Source organism: Nocardioides sp. YJ-D4 (genome assembly GCF_054031495.1).
The window spans coordinates 2,684,451-2,699,963 of the sequence record NZ_CM132932.1 but is presented as its reverse complement, the minus strand read 5'-3'; the positions used below and the strand labels follow the sequence as shown (position 1 = coordinate 2,699,963).

The following is a 15,513-nucleotide window of genomic DNA, read 5'->3' as shown; positions in this document are numbered from 1 at the left end:
TTCCGCCACCCTTGAATAGGGTGCGGGCATGACGACGCTTCATCCCGGGGCAGTGTTCGGCCACTACCGCCTGGATCGCATTCTTGGTGAGGGTGGAATGGGCGTGGTCTATGACGCCTTCGACACCAAGCTCGAACGGCAGGTCGCCCTGAAGATGGTGCATGCCCACCTCGCCGACCGACAGTTCATCGACATGTTCATCCGCGAGGGGCAGACCCTGGCGCAGATCAGGTCGCCCCACATCATCGCGATCTACGACATCGGCGAGCAGCACGGCAGCCCGTTCATCGTCACCCAGTTCATCAAGGGCGGTGATGTGACCGGCCTCGTACGCAGCAACGGGCCGTTGGCGCCGCACCTGGCGTGCCTGGTGAACGCCCAGGTGGCGGGGGCGCTTCACGACGCCCACCAGGCGGGGATCATCCACCAGGACGTCAAGCCGTCGAACGTGCTCGTCCGCAACCCCGCGAGCCCTCTGGACCCGTTCGCGTACCTGTGCGACTTCGGGATCGCGACCTCGTCCTCCGACTCGCCCGCCGGCGGGATCACCGGCACCTGGAACTACCTGGCGCCCGAGTACATCCGCGACGAGCGGGACGCGCAGGGCCGGCCGATCTCGCCGGAGCCGTCGCGAGACATCTACGCGGCCGGCTGCATGCTGTGGTTCACGCTGACCGGCAAGATTCCCTACTCGGGTGCGGCCGTGCAGGTGGCGATGGCGCACCAGAACGCACCGATCCCGCAGTTCGTCGGCACCGACGAGTGGACCAGGGAAGCCAACCGGATCCTGCAGCTCTCGATGGCGAAGGACCGCCGGAGCCGCTACCAAAGCGCGGCGGTCTTCAAGGACGACCTGCTGAAGCTGCGCGAGATCACCGCGCCTGCTCAGCTCGTGCCCGCGCCGTCGATGACCGACCCCAACCCGGCGCCGATCCTGGTCGCGGCCGTCCGCGCGCCGTCCGAGAGCGAGGCCATCCTGATCGAGGAGGCCGCGCGGCCGTCCAGGATCACCCCGCTGCGGGTCGGTGCGGCGATGGTCGGGGTGGCCGCCCTCGGGGTCGGTGGTGCGCTGGCGATCACCCAGCCCTGGGTCGAGCACGGGCCCGAGCCCATCGTGCCGACCGTCAAGGGCGCTGCGTACGCGGATGTGAACGGCGACAAGTTCGGGGACGTGGTCACCAATGTCCAGAACCCCGACGGCAAGGGTGTCGACGTGGTCACCTGGAAGTCGGACGGCCGCACGCTGACCCCGTCGAAGGCCGTCACGTACGACGACCCCGCGCTCCCGGAGGACAACGACGGGAGCGAGGTGTTCCCGCTCTGCGCCGACTTCACCGGCGATGGGAAGAACTCGTTGATCACCTTCGTACGGAGCGAGAAGGGCTTCAACTTCCACGGTGATCTGGAGGGATCCCTCAAGGCTCCCGCGGGGGTCGTCGAGCAGGGCAAGAAGATGGCTGGGTCGACGTTCTACTACGACCTGGGCACCGACGACTTCGATGGTGATGGCGTAGCCGATCTGTTCATGGCGACGACCTTCGGCAACCCGGACCCTGACCTCGACAGGCAAGGTAGAACGGTCGGGGACGGCGCCATCTGGGTCTATCGCGGCACGGGATCAGGGTTCGCGGAGCCGACGCAGTTCGCGGCCTATCCGGCTGAGGACAGGGAGCAGGTCGTGGTGGGTGAGTTCACCGGCGACGAGAAGGCCGACCTCGTGGTGCTGAAGCGAGTTCCGGGTGAACCTGAGAACAAGACGCTCACGACGGGAACGTCGGAGCTGGACCTCTACCAGGGGGATGGAGCGACCGTTGCCGCGGCCAAGTCGTTCCCCTTCAAGCACCAGGGAATCAGCTCGTTCCTCGCTGGTGACGTCGACGGCGACGGCCTGGACGAGATCGTCGTCGGGGAGTCCGGCCGAGGCGAGGGCCAGACGATCACGGTCGGGACCTTCAGCGAGGACTTGGCCGAGTTCTCGATCGCCACGCGCGGAAAGCTCCCTAAACCACGCAACACCCTCAAGACCGTCAGCAGGTATCCCGTGACACTTGCCGATGTGAACGGGGACGGGCGGTCCGACGTCATTGCGGCCTCCCAGGACACCAGCGACAGCCCCTACACGTTCTATGTGGCGTTGGCCTCGAAGGAGGGCACGTTCCCGGGCCACGAGCTGGCGACGTGGAAGAACTCGCCGGAAGACGTGCGCCGCTACAACCTCATGGGAGGAACTCTCGGATGAGCGATTCCACAGGAATCCCTGACAACGACCCTCGCGGGCCCGAGCCCTCCTTCGAGCGCCCGCCCGTCGACGACCCCGACAAGACCACGATCCGGCCGCGGATCGCTCGACCCAGCGGGCCGACGAGTACGCCGCCTCCGCCGCCCCCACCCCCGCCGACCCGGACGCCACCCCCGCCACCTCCGGGCCCTCCGGCACCGACGCAGGCGCCGACACTGGCGCCGACGCAGGTGCCGTCACAGCCCGCGCCGCCTCCACCGCCCGCGCAGCAGGACACCCCCGGGATGATCGGGCCCTACCGGCTCGAGCAGCAGGTGGCGTCCAACGACAGCGCGGTCGTCTACCGGGCGACCGACACCCGGCTCAACCGAGCGGTCGCCATCAAGGTGCTCCTCGGGCGGAGCGCCCGTGACCCCGAGTTCGTGTCCCGGTTCGACAAGCAGGCCACGTTGATGGCCAAGCTCGACTCGCCCCACATCATGGGTGTCTACACCAACGGCCGGACCGGCGACGGTGCTCCGTACCTGGTCTCGCAGTATGCCGACGGCGGCGATCTCGGCTCACTGCTGAAGGCTCGCGGACGGCTCCCTGGCCCCATGGCCGCCGACATCTGCGCCCAGATCGCCGATGGCCTGGCGGCGATCCACTCGCCCGAGGTCGGGGTCGTGCACGGCGACGTGAAGCCGTCGAACATCCTGCTGCGTGACGGCAACAACCCGCCGTACGCCTATCTCTCGGACTTCGCGGCCGCGCGCGCCGACGACTCCGAGACGGCCCGGCCCGGCATCCATTCCGGCGCCTGGGACTATCTCGCGCCCGAACGCGCGATGGGTGCGCCGGCCAGCCCGGCGACCGATCTCTACTCGCTGGGCTGCCTGTTCTACGAGCTGGTCACCGGCGAGGTGCCCTTCACCGGGGCGAACGACGTCGAGACGGCGATGGCCCACAGCTCCCAGCCGATCCCCACGTTGCCCGGAAGGGACGACTTCACGCTTCAGGCCAACGACCTGCTCTCCGGCCAGGGCGGCCTGCTCACGAAGGACCCGGCCGGACGGTCCAGCGACGCGGTTCGCGTCCGGGATCGGTTCGCGGCCATGGCGGGGCGCCAGATGGGGTTCGCCTCAGGCGCCACGGTCACCCTCAAACGCGCCAAGACCAAGTGGTGGGTTGCTGCCGGGGCGGCCGCGGCGGTCCTCGTCGCCGGTGGTGCCGCGCTCGGGATCACGCTCACGACCACGGAGAACACTCCGGCGAAGCCCAAGCCGGCCGTACGCGGCGACATCACCGGAGACCGGTTGGGCGACCTGGTGCTCGGCGCGCCGTTCGGCGACATCAACTACAACTGGGACACCAACGCCGCGACTCTGTTCGCCTCGACGGGCAAGGCGTTCAAGACCGGCACCGGCGAGGGCCTCCGTTTCGGCAACCTGCTCGGTGACCTGGACGCCGACGGGCGGGTCGATGTGGTCCAGCTGTCCGGCGTCGGATCGACGTTCAACGTCGAGTCGAACTCCAAGAACCAACCGGACGGCTCCATCCAGGTGCCTGCTTCGGGCAAGCGTCTGGCCATGTTCTGCGCCGACTTCAACGGTGACGGTCGCGACGACATCGGCATGATCTCCGTCGGCAACGGAACCAAGCTGCCCGCGGACGACGCCGAGCTCGGAAAGCTCGAGGACCTGAAGTTCCACGTCACGGTCATGCTGAGCAAGGCCGACAACACCTGGGCCAAGAGCGCAGACTGGTACACCGGTCCCTGGAAGGGCACCACGTTCGACGTCAACTTCGAGGTCGGTGACCTCGATGGCGACAAGGGGGCCGACATCGTCATGGGTGCCAGGGAAACCTCCCCCGCCGCGGCCGTCCTGCTGATGAGCCAGGGCTCGAAGCTCACGAAGACCGAGCTCGACCTGCCCGGGCCCGACGGCGACCGGTCCGCCGAGACGCCGATCTTCGCCGACGTCACCGGTGACGGGAAGGACGAGATGATCACCCAGGAGGTCGCGGATCAGAAGTGGGTCTTCCGCGTCTACTCCTACGACCCCGAGGGCAAGAAGTTCGTGCACGAGCCGGCCTGGGACATCGACGACCCGGTCAGGAACGACGACGCCCTCAGTGGGTCTCAGATCCCCGCGGCGGCCGACGTCAACGGCGACGGCCGCGACGACCTGGTCAACCCGCTGCGCGCCGGTGACGGGGACTACGAGTATCTCAACAAGGCGTCGGTGATGATCTCCGGCAAGGACGGGTTCACCGTCGAGACCTGGGAGATGCCTGGCGCCGACCAGTTCGAGACCCACCCCCCGTTGCGCAAGGCGTCCAACAACAACGGGACCGGGACTCTCTAGATCACGACTGCAAGCGGCCCGCGACCTGGATCAGGTCGCGGGCCGCTGTCTCGGTCGGAGGGGCGAGCTACACCGAGGACTCGCTCCACGCCAGCTGGACGACCTCGATACCTCGGTCGCGGGTGACCAGACGACCTCGGCCCGGGCGCGTCGGGACCGGCTTCAGGTTGCCGACGAGCGGACCCTCGTCCGGGTTGCCGGAGAGCAGCAGGCCGGGCATGGCCAGATCGCGCATCGACTGGATGACCGACTCGTAGAGCGACCGCGAGGCTCCACCCGAGCGGCGGGCGATGATGACGTGCAGGCCGACGTCGCGGGCCTGGGCCATCAGCGGCTGCAGGGGAGCGACCGGCGAGCCCTGCTGGGTGGCGACCAGGTCGTAGTCGTCGACCAGCAGGAACAGGTCCGCACCCGTCCACCAGGACCGGTTGCGCAGCTGCTCGGGCGTGACGTCGGGGCCGGGGATCCGCTTCGACAGGTAGTCCGCCAGGTCGCTCAGCGCCGGCGTCGCCTGCGTCGCCGAGGTGAGGTAGCTGACCAGGTAGTCGTCCGGGATCTCGCCGAGCATCGAGCGCCGGTAGTCGACCACCGCGATCTGGGCTTCCTTCGGCGAATGCGTCCGCATGATCTCGCGGGCGATGTTGCGGAGCAGCGTCGACTTGCCGGACTGGCCGTCGCCGAAGACGAGCAGGTGGGGCTCGGTGTCGGGGTTGAGACCGACCGGAGCCAGCTCCTTCTCGTTGATCCCCAGGAGCAGTCGCTTGCCGGGCTTCTCCTCGGTGACCCCGGCCTGCTCGCGGATCCGCTCGATCGTGATCCTCTCCGGCAGCAGCCGCAGCTTCGGGCCGGCCGGACCCTGCCAGCCCGCGGAGATCCGGGAGATCAGGTCGTCGACGCCGTCGCCCAGCGTCGCCGCCGAGCCGTCGCCGTCCATGCGGGGCAGGGCGCTGAGGAAGTGGAGCTTTTCCTTCACGATGCCTCGACCCGGGCGACCGGTCGGCACGAGGGCGGCGAGCTTGCGGTCCAGCTCGGAGTCCATCGGGTCGCCCAGACGGAGCTCGAGCTTGGTGCCGAAGACGTCGCGCATCGAGGAGCGGAACTCGGCCCAGCGACCGGCCGACGCGACGATGTGGACACCGAAGGTCAGGCCACGCGGAGCGATCTCCTGGATGGCGTACTCGAGGTCGTCGAAGTCGGCGCGCAGCGTGCCCCACCCGTCGATGACGAGGAAGACGTCGCCCCAGCCGTCGTCGGCCTGGCCACGAGCGCGGCGGGTGCGGTAGGTCTCGATCGAGTCGATGCCCTGCGCCCGGAAGTAGGCCTCGCGGCGGTCGATGATGCCGGAGATCTCGGCCAGGACGCGGCGTACGACATCGGGCTCGGAACGGGTGCCGACACCGGAGACGTGCGGGAGCTTGGCCAGCGGTGCGAACGTGCCGCCACCGAAGTCGAGGACGAAGAACTGCACCTCCTGCGGCGTCATGGTCAACGACATCGAGGTGACGATGGTGCGGAGCGTGGTCGACTTACCGGTGCGAGGGGCACCGATGACCGCGACGTGACCGGCGGCCCCGCGCAGGTCGACCGTGAGCGTGTCGCGCAGCTGCTCACGCGGCTTGTCGACGATGCCGAGCGGCACCACGAGTCCGCCGAGGCGCTTCCAGGCCGGCGAGTGCAGACCGAGCTCGGGCGAGGTGGTCAGGTCGGGCATCAGCGTGTCGAGCGTGTCGGGGATGTCGAGCGGCGGCAGCCAGACCTGGTGGGCCGGGGTGCCGTGGCCGGTCATCCGGTCGACGGCGATGTCGAGCATCGACTTCTCGACGCCGTCCGCGCCGACGACCGGGGTGGCCGGACGCTCCTCCTCCTCGACCGGCATCGCCAGCTGCTTCACCTCGGCGATCGAGAACGGGAAGATGCCCTGCAGCTTGCCGCCCTCGTCGCGGCGGATCCGCGACCCCGCGGCCGGTGGCCCCGAGACGTACGCAGCCCGGAACCGCTGCATGTTGGTCGGGTCGGGCTTCAGGTAGCCGAGGCCGGGGACCGCCGGGAGCTCGTAGGCGTCCGGCACACCGAGCACGGTCCGCGACTCCTGCGCGGAGAACGTACGCAGGCCGACGCGGTAGGAGAGGTGGGAGTCGAGACCGCGCAGGCGGCCCTCCTCGAGACGCTGCGAGGCGAGCAGCAGGTGGATGCCGAGGGATCGGCCCAGACGACCGATCGCGACGAACAGGTCGATGAACTCGGGCTTGGCCGAGAGCATCTCGGAGAACTCGTCGACCACGATGAACAGCGACGGCAGCGGATCCATCGAGGGATCCTGCGTACGGGCCTTCTCGTAGTCCTTCAGCGAGGAGAAGTTGCCGGCCTCGCGCAGGAGCTCCTGGCGGCGGGTCATCTCACCGGAGAGCGCGTCCTGCATACGGTCGACCAGGGTGAGCTCGCCCTCGAGGTTGGTGATCACCGCGGAGACGTGCGGCATGCCCGCCATCCCGGCGAAGGTCGCACCACCCTTGAAGTCGACCAGCACCAGGTTGAGGACCTCCGGCGGGTGGGTGAGCACCAGACCGAGGACCAGGGTGCGGAGGAACTCCGACTTACCGGAACCGGTCGCGCCGATGACGAGGCCGTGCGGCCCCATTCCCTGCTGGGCCGACTCCTTGATGTCCATGTAGATCTGCTGGCCGGCCTCGCCGACGCCGACCGGCACGCGCAGCCGGTCGCGGTTGGCGCGGGGGCGCCAGGCGACGTCCGGGTCGAAGGAGCGTACGTCGCCCAGACCGAGCAGCGCCATGTAGTCCTTCGGGGCCGCGATCTCGGTGTCCTGCGGAGTCTCGGCAGCGGCGTCGGAGCCCTCCGGAGACACCGTGTAGAGCGCGGTCAGGCGGCGGGCGTAGGCCTCGGCGTCGGCCATGCTCATCTGGTCCACCCGCAGGCGGACGGGGTCCATGCGTACGCGCACCTGGTAGCCGGAGACCGTGTTGCTCTCGTCGGGCTCCTCGTCGTCGATCAGGAACCGCACCCGGCTGGAGTCGAACAGCTCGTCCCAGTGGGTCGGCAGGTCGATGACCGTGACGCCTTGGATGCCGTCGTCCGGGAGCACGTGGTTGCCCGGCGGGACGGAGCCGCCGTCGACGATGACCACGACCTGCGGCGAAGGAATCCGGTCGTCGGTGCCCCAGCGGGCGCGCTCGCCGACCTCGGTCGGAAGCAGGGCGCCGAGGTCGTTGATGTTGGTGACCACCATGCGGCGCGGCCCCACGGCGTCGACCTCGCGGCCGCTCTGTGCGTGCGGGAGCCATTTGACCCAGTCCCACTCGGCCAGGTTGCGCTCGGAGGTGAGTACGGCGACGACCAGCTGCTCCGGTGAGTGGAAGGCCGTCATGCCGCAGATCAGAGCGCGGGCGAGCGCCCGGGCCTGGTCCTCGTTGCCGCAGATCTCCATCTTGTCGAAGCCGCGCAGGTTGGTCGCGGCCGGCAGGTCGGGCTGGACCCGGTGGACGGTCAGCAGCCGGTGCAGCGCGCTCGCCGACGCTGGGTCGACCTGATCGATCGGGGTCTGCTGGGGCGGCACCAGAGTGAGGGCCAGGGGCTGGTGCGCGACACCGTAGCGGACGTCGAGATAGCGCTTGTGGGTGTTCGAGCGCTCCCAGAGCCGGCTGCGCTCCTCGGCGATCGCGGGCAGCGACGACGGCGCCGGATAGTGCCAGGTGAGCGCCTTGCGCTGCTGCTCACCGGCCCTGCGCGCCGACTGCCGGACGCCGGCCAGGTAGCGCAGGTAGTCCGTACGCTGCCCACCGACCTGCTTCTGCTTCTGCTTACGCTGCCGGTCGATCTGCACGAAGATGAAGCCGAGCGTCGCGAAGAGGAACATGCCGGCGGCGATGTAGCGCTGGATCGGCGGGGACCCGCCCGCGCCCGACTGCATCGTCGCGATGAGCACGATCGACCCGAGGCCACCGAGCATGGGGATGGCGTTCATCAGGATGCCCCCGACACCCTCGCCCTCTTCGATAGCCGGCGGAGCATTCAGAGCCAGCTCCCCTTCGGGGACCTCCGGCTCCTCGGTGCGGGTACCGCTGGCTGTCGCAGCGATGGTCACGTGTCCCCCTGAGACTGGTTCAGTGCCCCGCGGGCCCGGATGCCGCAGGTGGTCAGGATCTTAGAGTGCCCGCTACCCGGCTACTACCCTTAACCGTGCCGGTCGGGTAAAACGGGCGGTGGAGCTTCCGATGTGGAACTCTGTCACAGGGTCATCACGCATCCGGGAGGTGTCATGCCCACTCAGACGGCCGATGCCGTAGTGCCGGCGCTCGCAGCAGGCGGCCTGGCGGTCACGGTCCACGGCACCGCCGGAGTGGTCGACATCGTCGTTCCTTCCGATGCGCACGCCTCGGACCTGGCGAGGGAGTACGCGACGGCAGTCGGCCTGCCCGCGGCCCCGGTGCTGCGCGATCGTCGTGGCGAGGTGATCAAGCCGGACGCGTCGCTCGCCTCCCGCGGCATCACCTCCGGCGCCCTGCTCGCCGCCGACTCGCCGCCCACTCAGGCCTACGCGCGCCGCGAGGTCGTGGAGACGGCCGCCCCGGTGCAAGCAGGCAGCTTCTCGTTCTACTGGGTCGGTCTGGCCACCATCCTGGCGGTCGGCGCGGCCGGGTTCGGCGCTCAGGCCGACGGCTGGCAGCGACTGGCCATCACCGGTCTGCTCGCGCTCGGCGCCTTGATCGGCATCATCCCCGCGGGTCCGTACGCAGCGCGCCGCGCGATCGCCGCTCCGGCCTTCGCCGCCGGGGCCGCCTTCGTCATCACCGTCGAACCGGCGCCCGAGACGCTGCCCATGGCGGTCGGCGTGGCCGGGTTGAGCGCCGCGGTCGTCGCGACCATCTCGCGGTCGCTCGTCGACGGCGTCGACGAGGCGCTGAAGATCTGGACGACGACCGGCGTCGTCGTCTTCGTGGTGACCGCGCTGTGCGCCCTGCTCGGCACCTCGCCGCAGGTGCCGTGGTCGATCCTGTTCGCGGCCGCCGCGCTGGCGGCGCGGATCGTCCCGTCGTACGCCGTCGACGTCCCTGACTCCTATCTCCTCGACGTCTCGAAGCTGTCCGTGACCGCCTGGTCGGCACGGGCCAAGACCACCTCCGGCAAGGCGACGGTCCCGATCGACGAGGTCACCGCGGTGGCCGATCGCGGCGCCCGCACCCTGGCGGCGGCCTCCTGGGCGGTGCTCGCCGTGGTCGCGGTGAGCGGACCGGCGCTGGTGGCGACCGCGACGGACGACGTGGACCGGATCGGTGGCTGGCTGGTCCTGCTGGCCGGTGCCTTCGTGATCCTGCTCGCGGCGCGCAGCTATCGCTACTGGCTGCCTCGTGGCGTACTCCGGGTCGCCGGGGTTATTGCGCTGGCGGTCGGGGTCCGTGCCTTCGTAGGCTGGGCCGACCCGGAGCTGGTCTCCTGGTTCGGTCTGGGAGTCGTGGTGATCGGGTTCGCCGTCATCATCGCGGCGATCGCGACCGGCCGGGGCTGGCGCTCGGCGAAGTGGGCGTCTCGGGCCGACTGGGCGGAGTCGCTGTGCGGCGCGGCCGTCATCGCTTCGTTCGTGGTTTCCTCGGGGTTCTTCAGACACCTGTGGGAATCGGGTTTCAACGGCTAGACAGCAGGGCTGAAAAAAGTTCAGAGATTTGTGTTTAGAACTCCGGAGACGGGGTAAGAACACATTGTCCGGACCTCGGGGGAGCCCATCGGGAGCCGGGCTCCAACAGGTATCAACCTAGGAACCGGTTCCGCCGGTGGAAGGACAGCACCATGAGCAGTGAGATCAAGCAAGGGCAGGCGATCGAGTCCGCCGTCAAGTTCATCGAGGAGACGAAGGCCAAGCTGGAGAACATCAACTCCCGCACGGTCTCCGAGGCTCAGTCTGCTGGGGCCTCCGGGTGGAAGGGCGCTGGCGGCAACGCGTTCCAGCAGCTCATGAACACCTACAACGAGAAGGCCCGCGAGATCACCACGGCCCTCGACCAGCTCACCGCCGGTCTCACCAAGGCCCGCCAGCTGGGGTCCGACGCCGACCAGGATGTTGCGGGGCAGACCAGCTCCATCAGCAGCCAGGTCGAGGGCACCAAGTACTCGTTCTGATCGACGCAACAGACTGAAAAGGAACTGTCATGGGCGAAGAGATTGTTGTTAACCACGGCGCCATGGGCTCGATCGTGGACGTGCTGATCAAGGGCGTGAAGGAGATGGACGGCGCCCTCGATGAGCTCGAGAGGTACATCCTGGGCCTCCAGGAGAACTTCACCGGTGAGGCGGCCAACGCCTACAACCAGGCTCAGGCCAAGTGGAACGGGACCATCCGTGAGCTGGGTGGCGCGCTCGATCGCAGCAGCAAGTTCGTCAACGAGTCGCAGGCGCGCATGCACGATGCTGACATGCGCGGTGCCGGCGGCTTCGGCGGCTGAGCTTTCAGCACACAGACAACACGAGGGGACCGGTGCGGGGCACCGGTCCCCTCGTCGCTGGTTTTATGGCAAAGTCAGCGCTGATGTTCGCTGTCTGACTCAGCGGGCACGATGTACGTCTATCTCTCGGGACATTCGGTCGGTTCGTCTCGGGCACAGGCACGACGCGAGGAGTTCGTGAAATGACGCAGGCGCAGGTGGCGCCCACGGGGCTGGTCCGGGTCACTGTCGCCTCCGGCACACGCCGGATGGATCTGGTGCTGCCGGGCTCGGTGCCGGTGGCGGAGCTCGTGCCGGAGCTCGCGCGAAGCGTCGGGCTGCTCGACCCGCAGACGGCGTACGCCGGCTACCGCGTCGTGCTCGCCGACGGCCGCAAGCTCGCCGGCGACCTCGGCCTGATCCCGCAGGGCGTCGAGGACGGTGGCGTACTCACCGTGAGCGCCGGCATCGACGACAAGCCGCCGCGGGTCTACGACGACGTGGTCGAGGCGATGACCGACGTCGTCGAGAGCGAGATGGCCCCCTGGAAGCCGGAAGCAGGACGACGTACGTCACTGCTGGCCGCCGCGCTGCTGCTGCTCCTCGGCGCCGGTGCGCTGTGGACACAGGCGCCGTCGATGCTCGCCGGCGTCGCGGCCGGAGTGATCGGCATCGTCCTCGCCGGAGGCGCGATCGTGCTCTCCCGGCTCGAGGCCGAGAACGACGCCGCGATCGCCGCGGTGTGGATCGGTGAGGTCTACGGCGCGGTCGCCGGCTTCCTGATCGGCTCGGCCTCCCTCGATGGTGGCGTCGGGATGCCGCTGGCCTTCGCCGGCGCGGGCGCGATGCTCGCCGCCGCGATCGGCTTCCTCGGCCTCGGCGAGGCCCGGATGCTGGCGATGCCGGGTGCGCTCGTCGGCGGGGTCTTCCTGGTCGCCGGCATGCTGCTGAGCATGACCGGCTGGCAGGCCGGTGTGGTGCTCGGGATCGTGCTGGTCGTCGTGGTGCTGGCCGGCAGCTTCTTCCCGTGGCTCGCGCTGAGCACGACCAAGACCGACGTCCCCCAGCTCTACTCCGACGAGGACATCAACCTCGACCCGGACGAGATCCGTGCCGACCAGGTCAGGGTCGACGCCAAGGTCGCTCACGAGATCCTCGTCGCGATCTCCCTCTCAGTCGGCGTCCTGGTCGTGCTGACCTCGCCGTTCGTGGTGCGGCTCGGCCTCTTCGGCACGCTGCTGGCTCTCGCCGCGTGCGTCGTGCTGATGCTGCGCACTCGGCAGTACCGGACGGGATCTGAGGTGCTGGTCGGGCTGGTCTCCGGGATCGCCGGCCTGCTCGCGATCGGTGCCGCGCTGCTCGTCTACCACGAGTCGTGGCGGCCGACGACCGCCGTCGTGCTGGCGGCTGCGGGTGGCGTACTCCTGGTCCTGACGCTGGTCCCCGACGTCGGCTCGATCCGCCGTGGTCGCCTCGCCGATGTCGCCGAGACCGCCTGCCTGCTTGCGATGCTGCCGCTGATGGTGCTCGCCTCGGGCCTCTTCAGCGCCGCGGTGGCTGGTTTCTGATGGCCAGCAAGAAGGACCTCGTAGAGGCCCATGCCTTCAGCCGCCGCCGGCTCGTCTCCGCGTTCCTCTCCGGAGCCCCCGGCGGGCGCGAGGTGGAGCCGGCCCGACCGGGCCGCTCGGTCTTCGGTGGCGTCGTGCTCGCCGTGCTGCTCATCGCCGGCGGCGCCGTCGCCCACTTCCTCGCTCCCCGGCCCGCGACCGGCTGGGCAGACCAGCCCGGCCTGATCGTGACCAAGGGCGGGGCGCGGTACGTCGTCACCGGCCCCGAGAACGAGAAGGAGCTGTACCCGGTCGTCAACCTGGCCAGCGCCCAGCTCATCCTCGGGCTCGACCTGGAGAAGAAGTCCAAGGTCATCGACCAGGAGGAGATCGACAAGGAGTTCCCGAAGCAGACGATCGGCATCTCCGGCCCCGACGTCCCGGAGGAGCTGCCGCTGAAGTCCGACTTCATCAACTCCGGCTGGACCGCGTGCACGGCCAACGGAGCCGGCACGTTCCTGAACATCTCCGAGAAGCCGGACGTGAAGTCGGCGGCGGACACCGGCTTCATGGTGCAGACCGAAGAGGGCAACTACCTCATCGCGGAGTCTCGGACGAATGAGGGTTACACCCAGGCCTACAGCTACAAGATCGAGGGCGATCAGGAGACCTACGCCGACCGTGTCTTCAACGATGCGCCGCCGACGCTCAAGGTTCCGCAGTCATGGGTCAACCTGTTCCCTGCCGGCGCGCCGCTGGGGGCGGAGGCGTTCGGAAGTGCCTACTCGAAGTTCGGCCAAGCGGTGGCCGGTGAGGACTATCCGATCGGGACGAGGGGCATCTTCGACACCAAGAGCTACCTGCTGATGGAGAGTGGCTGGATCCGCATCAGTGACTTCACCGCAGAGGTGTACGACACGGCCCTGCAGGCAGCGGGCAAGTCGGTCAGCCTCCAATCGCTGAACAACGGCCCACAGATCAACGGCGACGAGCCGGAGACCTCCTGGCCGACCGAGACCCTCGAGCCCGGCACCGGCAGTGTCTGCGCCAAGCTCGAGACCGAGGACGAGACGACGGTGCGACTCGGCGTCGAGCCGGGCGAGGATGCCTGGCGGGCGTCGGAGCCTCCCGATGCCACCGACTTCACCTCAGCCCGGGTCGACCCCGGCAAGGGTGCCTTCGTGTACGCCGCCAACGGCGAGAAGCTCGACAAGAAGAGCGCGACGCCCTATCTGATCGATGCCCGCGGCACCGTGAACACCCTCGACGGCAAGGTGACCGTCGATCGGCTCGGTCTGGGGCCCGACTCCGGTCCGATCGTCCCCAGCACTTGGCTGCAATTGCTCCCGCGTGGTGCCGCGCTCTCGACCGACTTGGCGCTCTGCCCGCCCGCTACCGGAGAGGTACAGGAGAGCCAGTGCGTGGCGACCGAGTGACACTGCTGCGTAGTGGTATCGCGCTCGCCGCCGTCGTCGGTGGGCTCACCTTCCTGGGTAGTCCGGGCCCCGCGTACGCCGCGGAGGAACGGCCACTTTGTCAGGCGTACGAGAAGAATCTCGGCGGCGGCGCTCCGCAGAAGGCGGAGACCCAGATGCCGCCGGTGCTGGAGACGGTAGCTCCGTTCGCGATCATGCGGATCGCCGAGGCGCAGAAGGTGAGCAAGCAGGGGCAGGGGATCCGCGTCGCGGTCGTCGACTCGGGCTACAGCCGCAGCGCGCAGGACTATCACGGCACCGTGGCGGCCGGGCTGATCTCCCAGATCGCGCCCAAGGCGAAGCTCAGCGACCATCCGGTCCTCAAGGTCGGTCAGGAGAAGTCGACGGTCGACGCCAAGCGGATGGTGGCCGAGCTCAACTCGCTGGCCAAGGGCAACGCCAAGGGTCTGATCGTCGACATCGGCCTGCCCGCGGCGCAGGGTGCCTCGGGCCTCGACACGGCGGTCGACACGCTCATCAAGAAGGGTGCCATCGTGGTGATGGCAGCGGACTGGTCCGGCATCACCACCGCGACGGACCGGGACATCGCCCCCAAGGTTTTCCCCAACGCCAACGACTCAGTGGTGACGGTCAGCGCCTCCGGCACCTGGGCATCGGATCCGGACTTCACCGTGCTGCCCAACTCGAACACCGACGTGGCCGCTCCCACCTACGGAGCTCCGTCGAAGACGCTCTTCGGCCAGCCGTGCTGGGTCGACACGATCTCCACCTCGTTCGCCTCCGCCGAGGTCTCGGCGGTGCTCGCGCTGATCTGGTCGACCAACCCTGGCTGGAGCGCCAGCCAGGTCATCGATCGCCTCTACAGCACCACCTCGGGCGTCGAGGGCCAGGGCGGTCGCTACTGGGGTGCCGGCGTGGTCAACGCCTACGACGCGCTCACCCGCCCCGCCGTCGAGGAGGCCGTCGAGCCTCCGGAAGTCGAGCAGGCCCCGATGGCTCAGGAGAAGGCTGACCCGCTCGCCGCCGTCCGCGATGACGCGATCTGGTGGGGGATCGCCGGCGGCGGTGCGCTCGGTCTCGGGCTGGTCCTGCGACCGCTGTTCTCGCGGCGCAAGAGCTCGATGTAGCGCCTCAGGCCGAGCGGTCGAAGGCCTCGCGTGCTGCTTCGACCTCGGGCAAGGTCGTGGTCGTCCAGTGGTAGAGCCGGTCGATGAGGTCCTGCAGGGTGCTGCCCAGCGGGGTGATGCGGTATTCCACCGCGACCGGACGGGTGCTCAGCACCACGCGCTCGACCATGCCGTTGCGCTCCAGACGGCGGAGCGCGGTGGTGAGTGACTTCTGGGTGATCGCCGGGATCGCCTGACGCAGCTCGTTGAAGCGGCGCGGCCGCTCGCACAGCGTGTCGAGCACCTGGAGCGACCACTTGTCGAGAAGTTGGTCGAGGAGCTCGCGATGCTCCTGGGTCAGGCGTAGCGGCTCCGGGCTGGTATCCGACATGACACCTAGTCTCGT

Annotated in this window: 10 protein-coding genes; 8 read left to right on the top strand and 2 right to left on the bottom strand. The window is 68.9% G+C overall.

What is annotated here, in order from left to right; genetic code table 11:
* The first annotated feature begins 28 nt into the window (after positions 1 to 28).
* Together ACW14X_RS12855 and ACW14X_RS12850 are read left to right on the top strand one after the other, a co-directional pair.
* Positions 29 to 2,239, top strand: coding sequence for a protein kinase domain-containing protein (locus ACW14X_RS12855; protein ID WP_160025802.1), 2,211 nt, complete (start codon positions 29 to 31; stop codon positions 2,237 to 2,239).
* Positions 2,236 to 4,587 carry a protein kinase domain-containing protein gene (locus ACW14X_RS12850; protein ID WP_457165830.1) on the top strand — a complete coding sequence of 784 codons (2,352 nt, stop codon included), beginning with the start codon at positions 2,236 to 2,238 and terminating at the stop codon, positions 4,585 to 4,587. Before ACW14X_RS12855 ends, ACW14X_RS12850 begins: the two co-directional genes overlap by 4 nt.
* 67 nt (positions 4,588 to 4,654) lie before the next feature.
* Here the strand turns inward: ACW14X_RS12850 and eccCa are convergent, their stop codons facing one another.
* Positions 4,655 to 8,686: a type VII secretion protein EccCa gene (gene eccCa, locus ACW14X_RS12845; protein ID WP_457165829.1), complete on the bottom strand. Its 4,032-nt coding sequence runs from the start codon at positions 8,684 to 8,686 to the stop codon at positions 4,655 to 4,657.
* Between the two features lie 174 nt (positions 8,687 to 8,860).
* On the opposite strand from eccCa, the gene ACW14X_RS12840 reads away from it, so the two are divergent.
* From ACW14X_RS12840 to ACW14X_RS12815, 6 genes are all read left to right on the top strand, one after another.
* Positions 8,861 to 10,234: a hypothetical protein gene (locus ACW14X_RS12840; RefSeq protein ID WP_457165828.1), complete on the top strand. Its 1,374-nt coding sequence runs from the start codon at positions 8,861 to 8,863 to the stop codon at positions 10,232 to 10,234.
* Positions 10,235 to 10,386: 152 nt separating this feature from the next.
* Entirely contained in the window at positions 10,387 to 10,716 is a 330-nt protein-coding gene (locus ACW14X_RS12835) for a WXG100 family type VII secretion target (RefSeq protein ID WP_160025798.1), read from the top strand.
* A gap of 29 nt (positions 10,717 to 10,745) precedes the next feature.
* On the top strand, positions 10,746 to 11,039 hold the full coding sequence (locus ACW14X_RS12830) for a WXG100 family type VII secretion target (protein WP_160025797.1): 294 nt from the start codon (positions 10,746 to 10,748) through the stop codon (positions 11,037 to 11,039).
* Positions 11,040 to 11,221: 182 nt separating this feature from the next.
* Entirely contained in the window at positions 11,222 to 12,586 is a 1,365-nt protein-coding gene (eccD, locus tag ACW14X_RS12825) for a type VII secretion integral membrane protein EccD (protein ID WP_160025796.1), read from the top strand.
* Positions 12,586 to 14,001 (top strand): type VII secretion protein EccB, encoded by a 1,416-nt coding sequence (locus tag ACW14X_RS12820; RefSeq protein WP_457165827.1) that lies wholly within the window; start codon positions 12,586 to 12,588, stop codon positions 13,999 to 14,001. The genes eccD and ACW14X_RS12820 overlap by 1 nt, the downstream gene beginning before the upstream one ends.
* Positions 13,998 to 15,128, top strand: coding sequence for a S8/S53 family peptidase (locus ACW14X_RS12815; RefSeq protein ID WP_457165826.1), 1,131 nt, complete (start codon positions 13,998 to 14,000; stop codon positions 15,126 to 15,128). Before ACW14X_RS12820 ends, ACW14X_RS12815 begins: the two co-directional genes overlap by 4 nt.
* Positions 15,129 to 15,132: 4 nt before the next feature.
* Here the strand turns inward: ACW14X_RS12815 and ACW14X_RS12810 are convergent, their stop codons facing one another.
* A complete protein-coding gene (locus ACW14X_RS12810) occupies positions 15,133 to 15,498 on the bottom strand; it encodes a winged helix-turn-helix transcriptional regulator (RefSeq protein ID WP_457165825.1) in 366 nt (121 codons plus the stop codon).
* Between the last annotated feature and the right edge of the window lie 15 nt (positions 15,499 to 15,513).

Excerpts from the sequence above, each read along its gene's own strand:
- ACW14X_RS12855 (WP_160025802.1), top strand. The coding sequence starts at position 29 with ATGACGACGCTTCATCCCGGGGCAGTGTTCGGCCACTACCGCCTGGAT.
- ACW14X_RS12810 (WP_457165825.1), bottom strand. The coding sequence starts at position 15,498 with ATGTCGGATACCAGCCCGGAGCCGCTACGCCTGACCCAGGAGCATCGC.
- eccD (WP_160025796.1), top strand. The coding sequence starts at position 11,222 with ATGACGCAGGCGCAGGTGGCGCCCACGGGGCTGGTCCGGGTCACTGTC.
- ACW14X_RS12835 (WP_160025798.1), top strand. The coding sequence starts at position 10,387 with ATGAGCAGTGAGATCAAGCAAGGGCAGGCGATCGAGTCCGCCGTCAAG.
- ACW14X_RS12830 (WP_160025797.1), top strand. The coding sequence starts at position 10,746 with ATGGGCGAAGAGATTGTTGTTAACCACGGCGCCATGGGCTCGATCGTG.
- ACW14X_RS12820 (WP_457165827.1), top strand. The coding sequence starts at position 12,586 with ATGGCCAGCAAGAAGGACCTCGTAGAGGCCCATGCCTTCAGCCGCCGC.
- ACW14X_RS12850 (WP_457165830.1), top strand. The coding sequence starts at position 2,236 with ATGAGCGATTCCACAGGAATCCCTGACAACGACCCTCGCGGGCCCGAG.
- ACW14X_RS12840 (WP_457165828.1), top strand. The coding sequence starts at position 8,861 with ATGCCCACTCAGACGGCCGATGCCGTAGTGCCGGCGCTCGCAGCAGGC.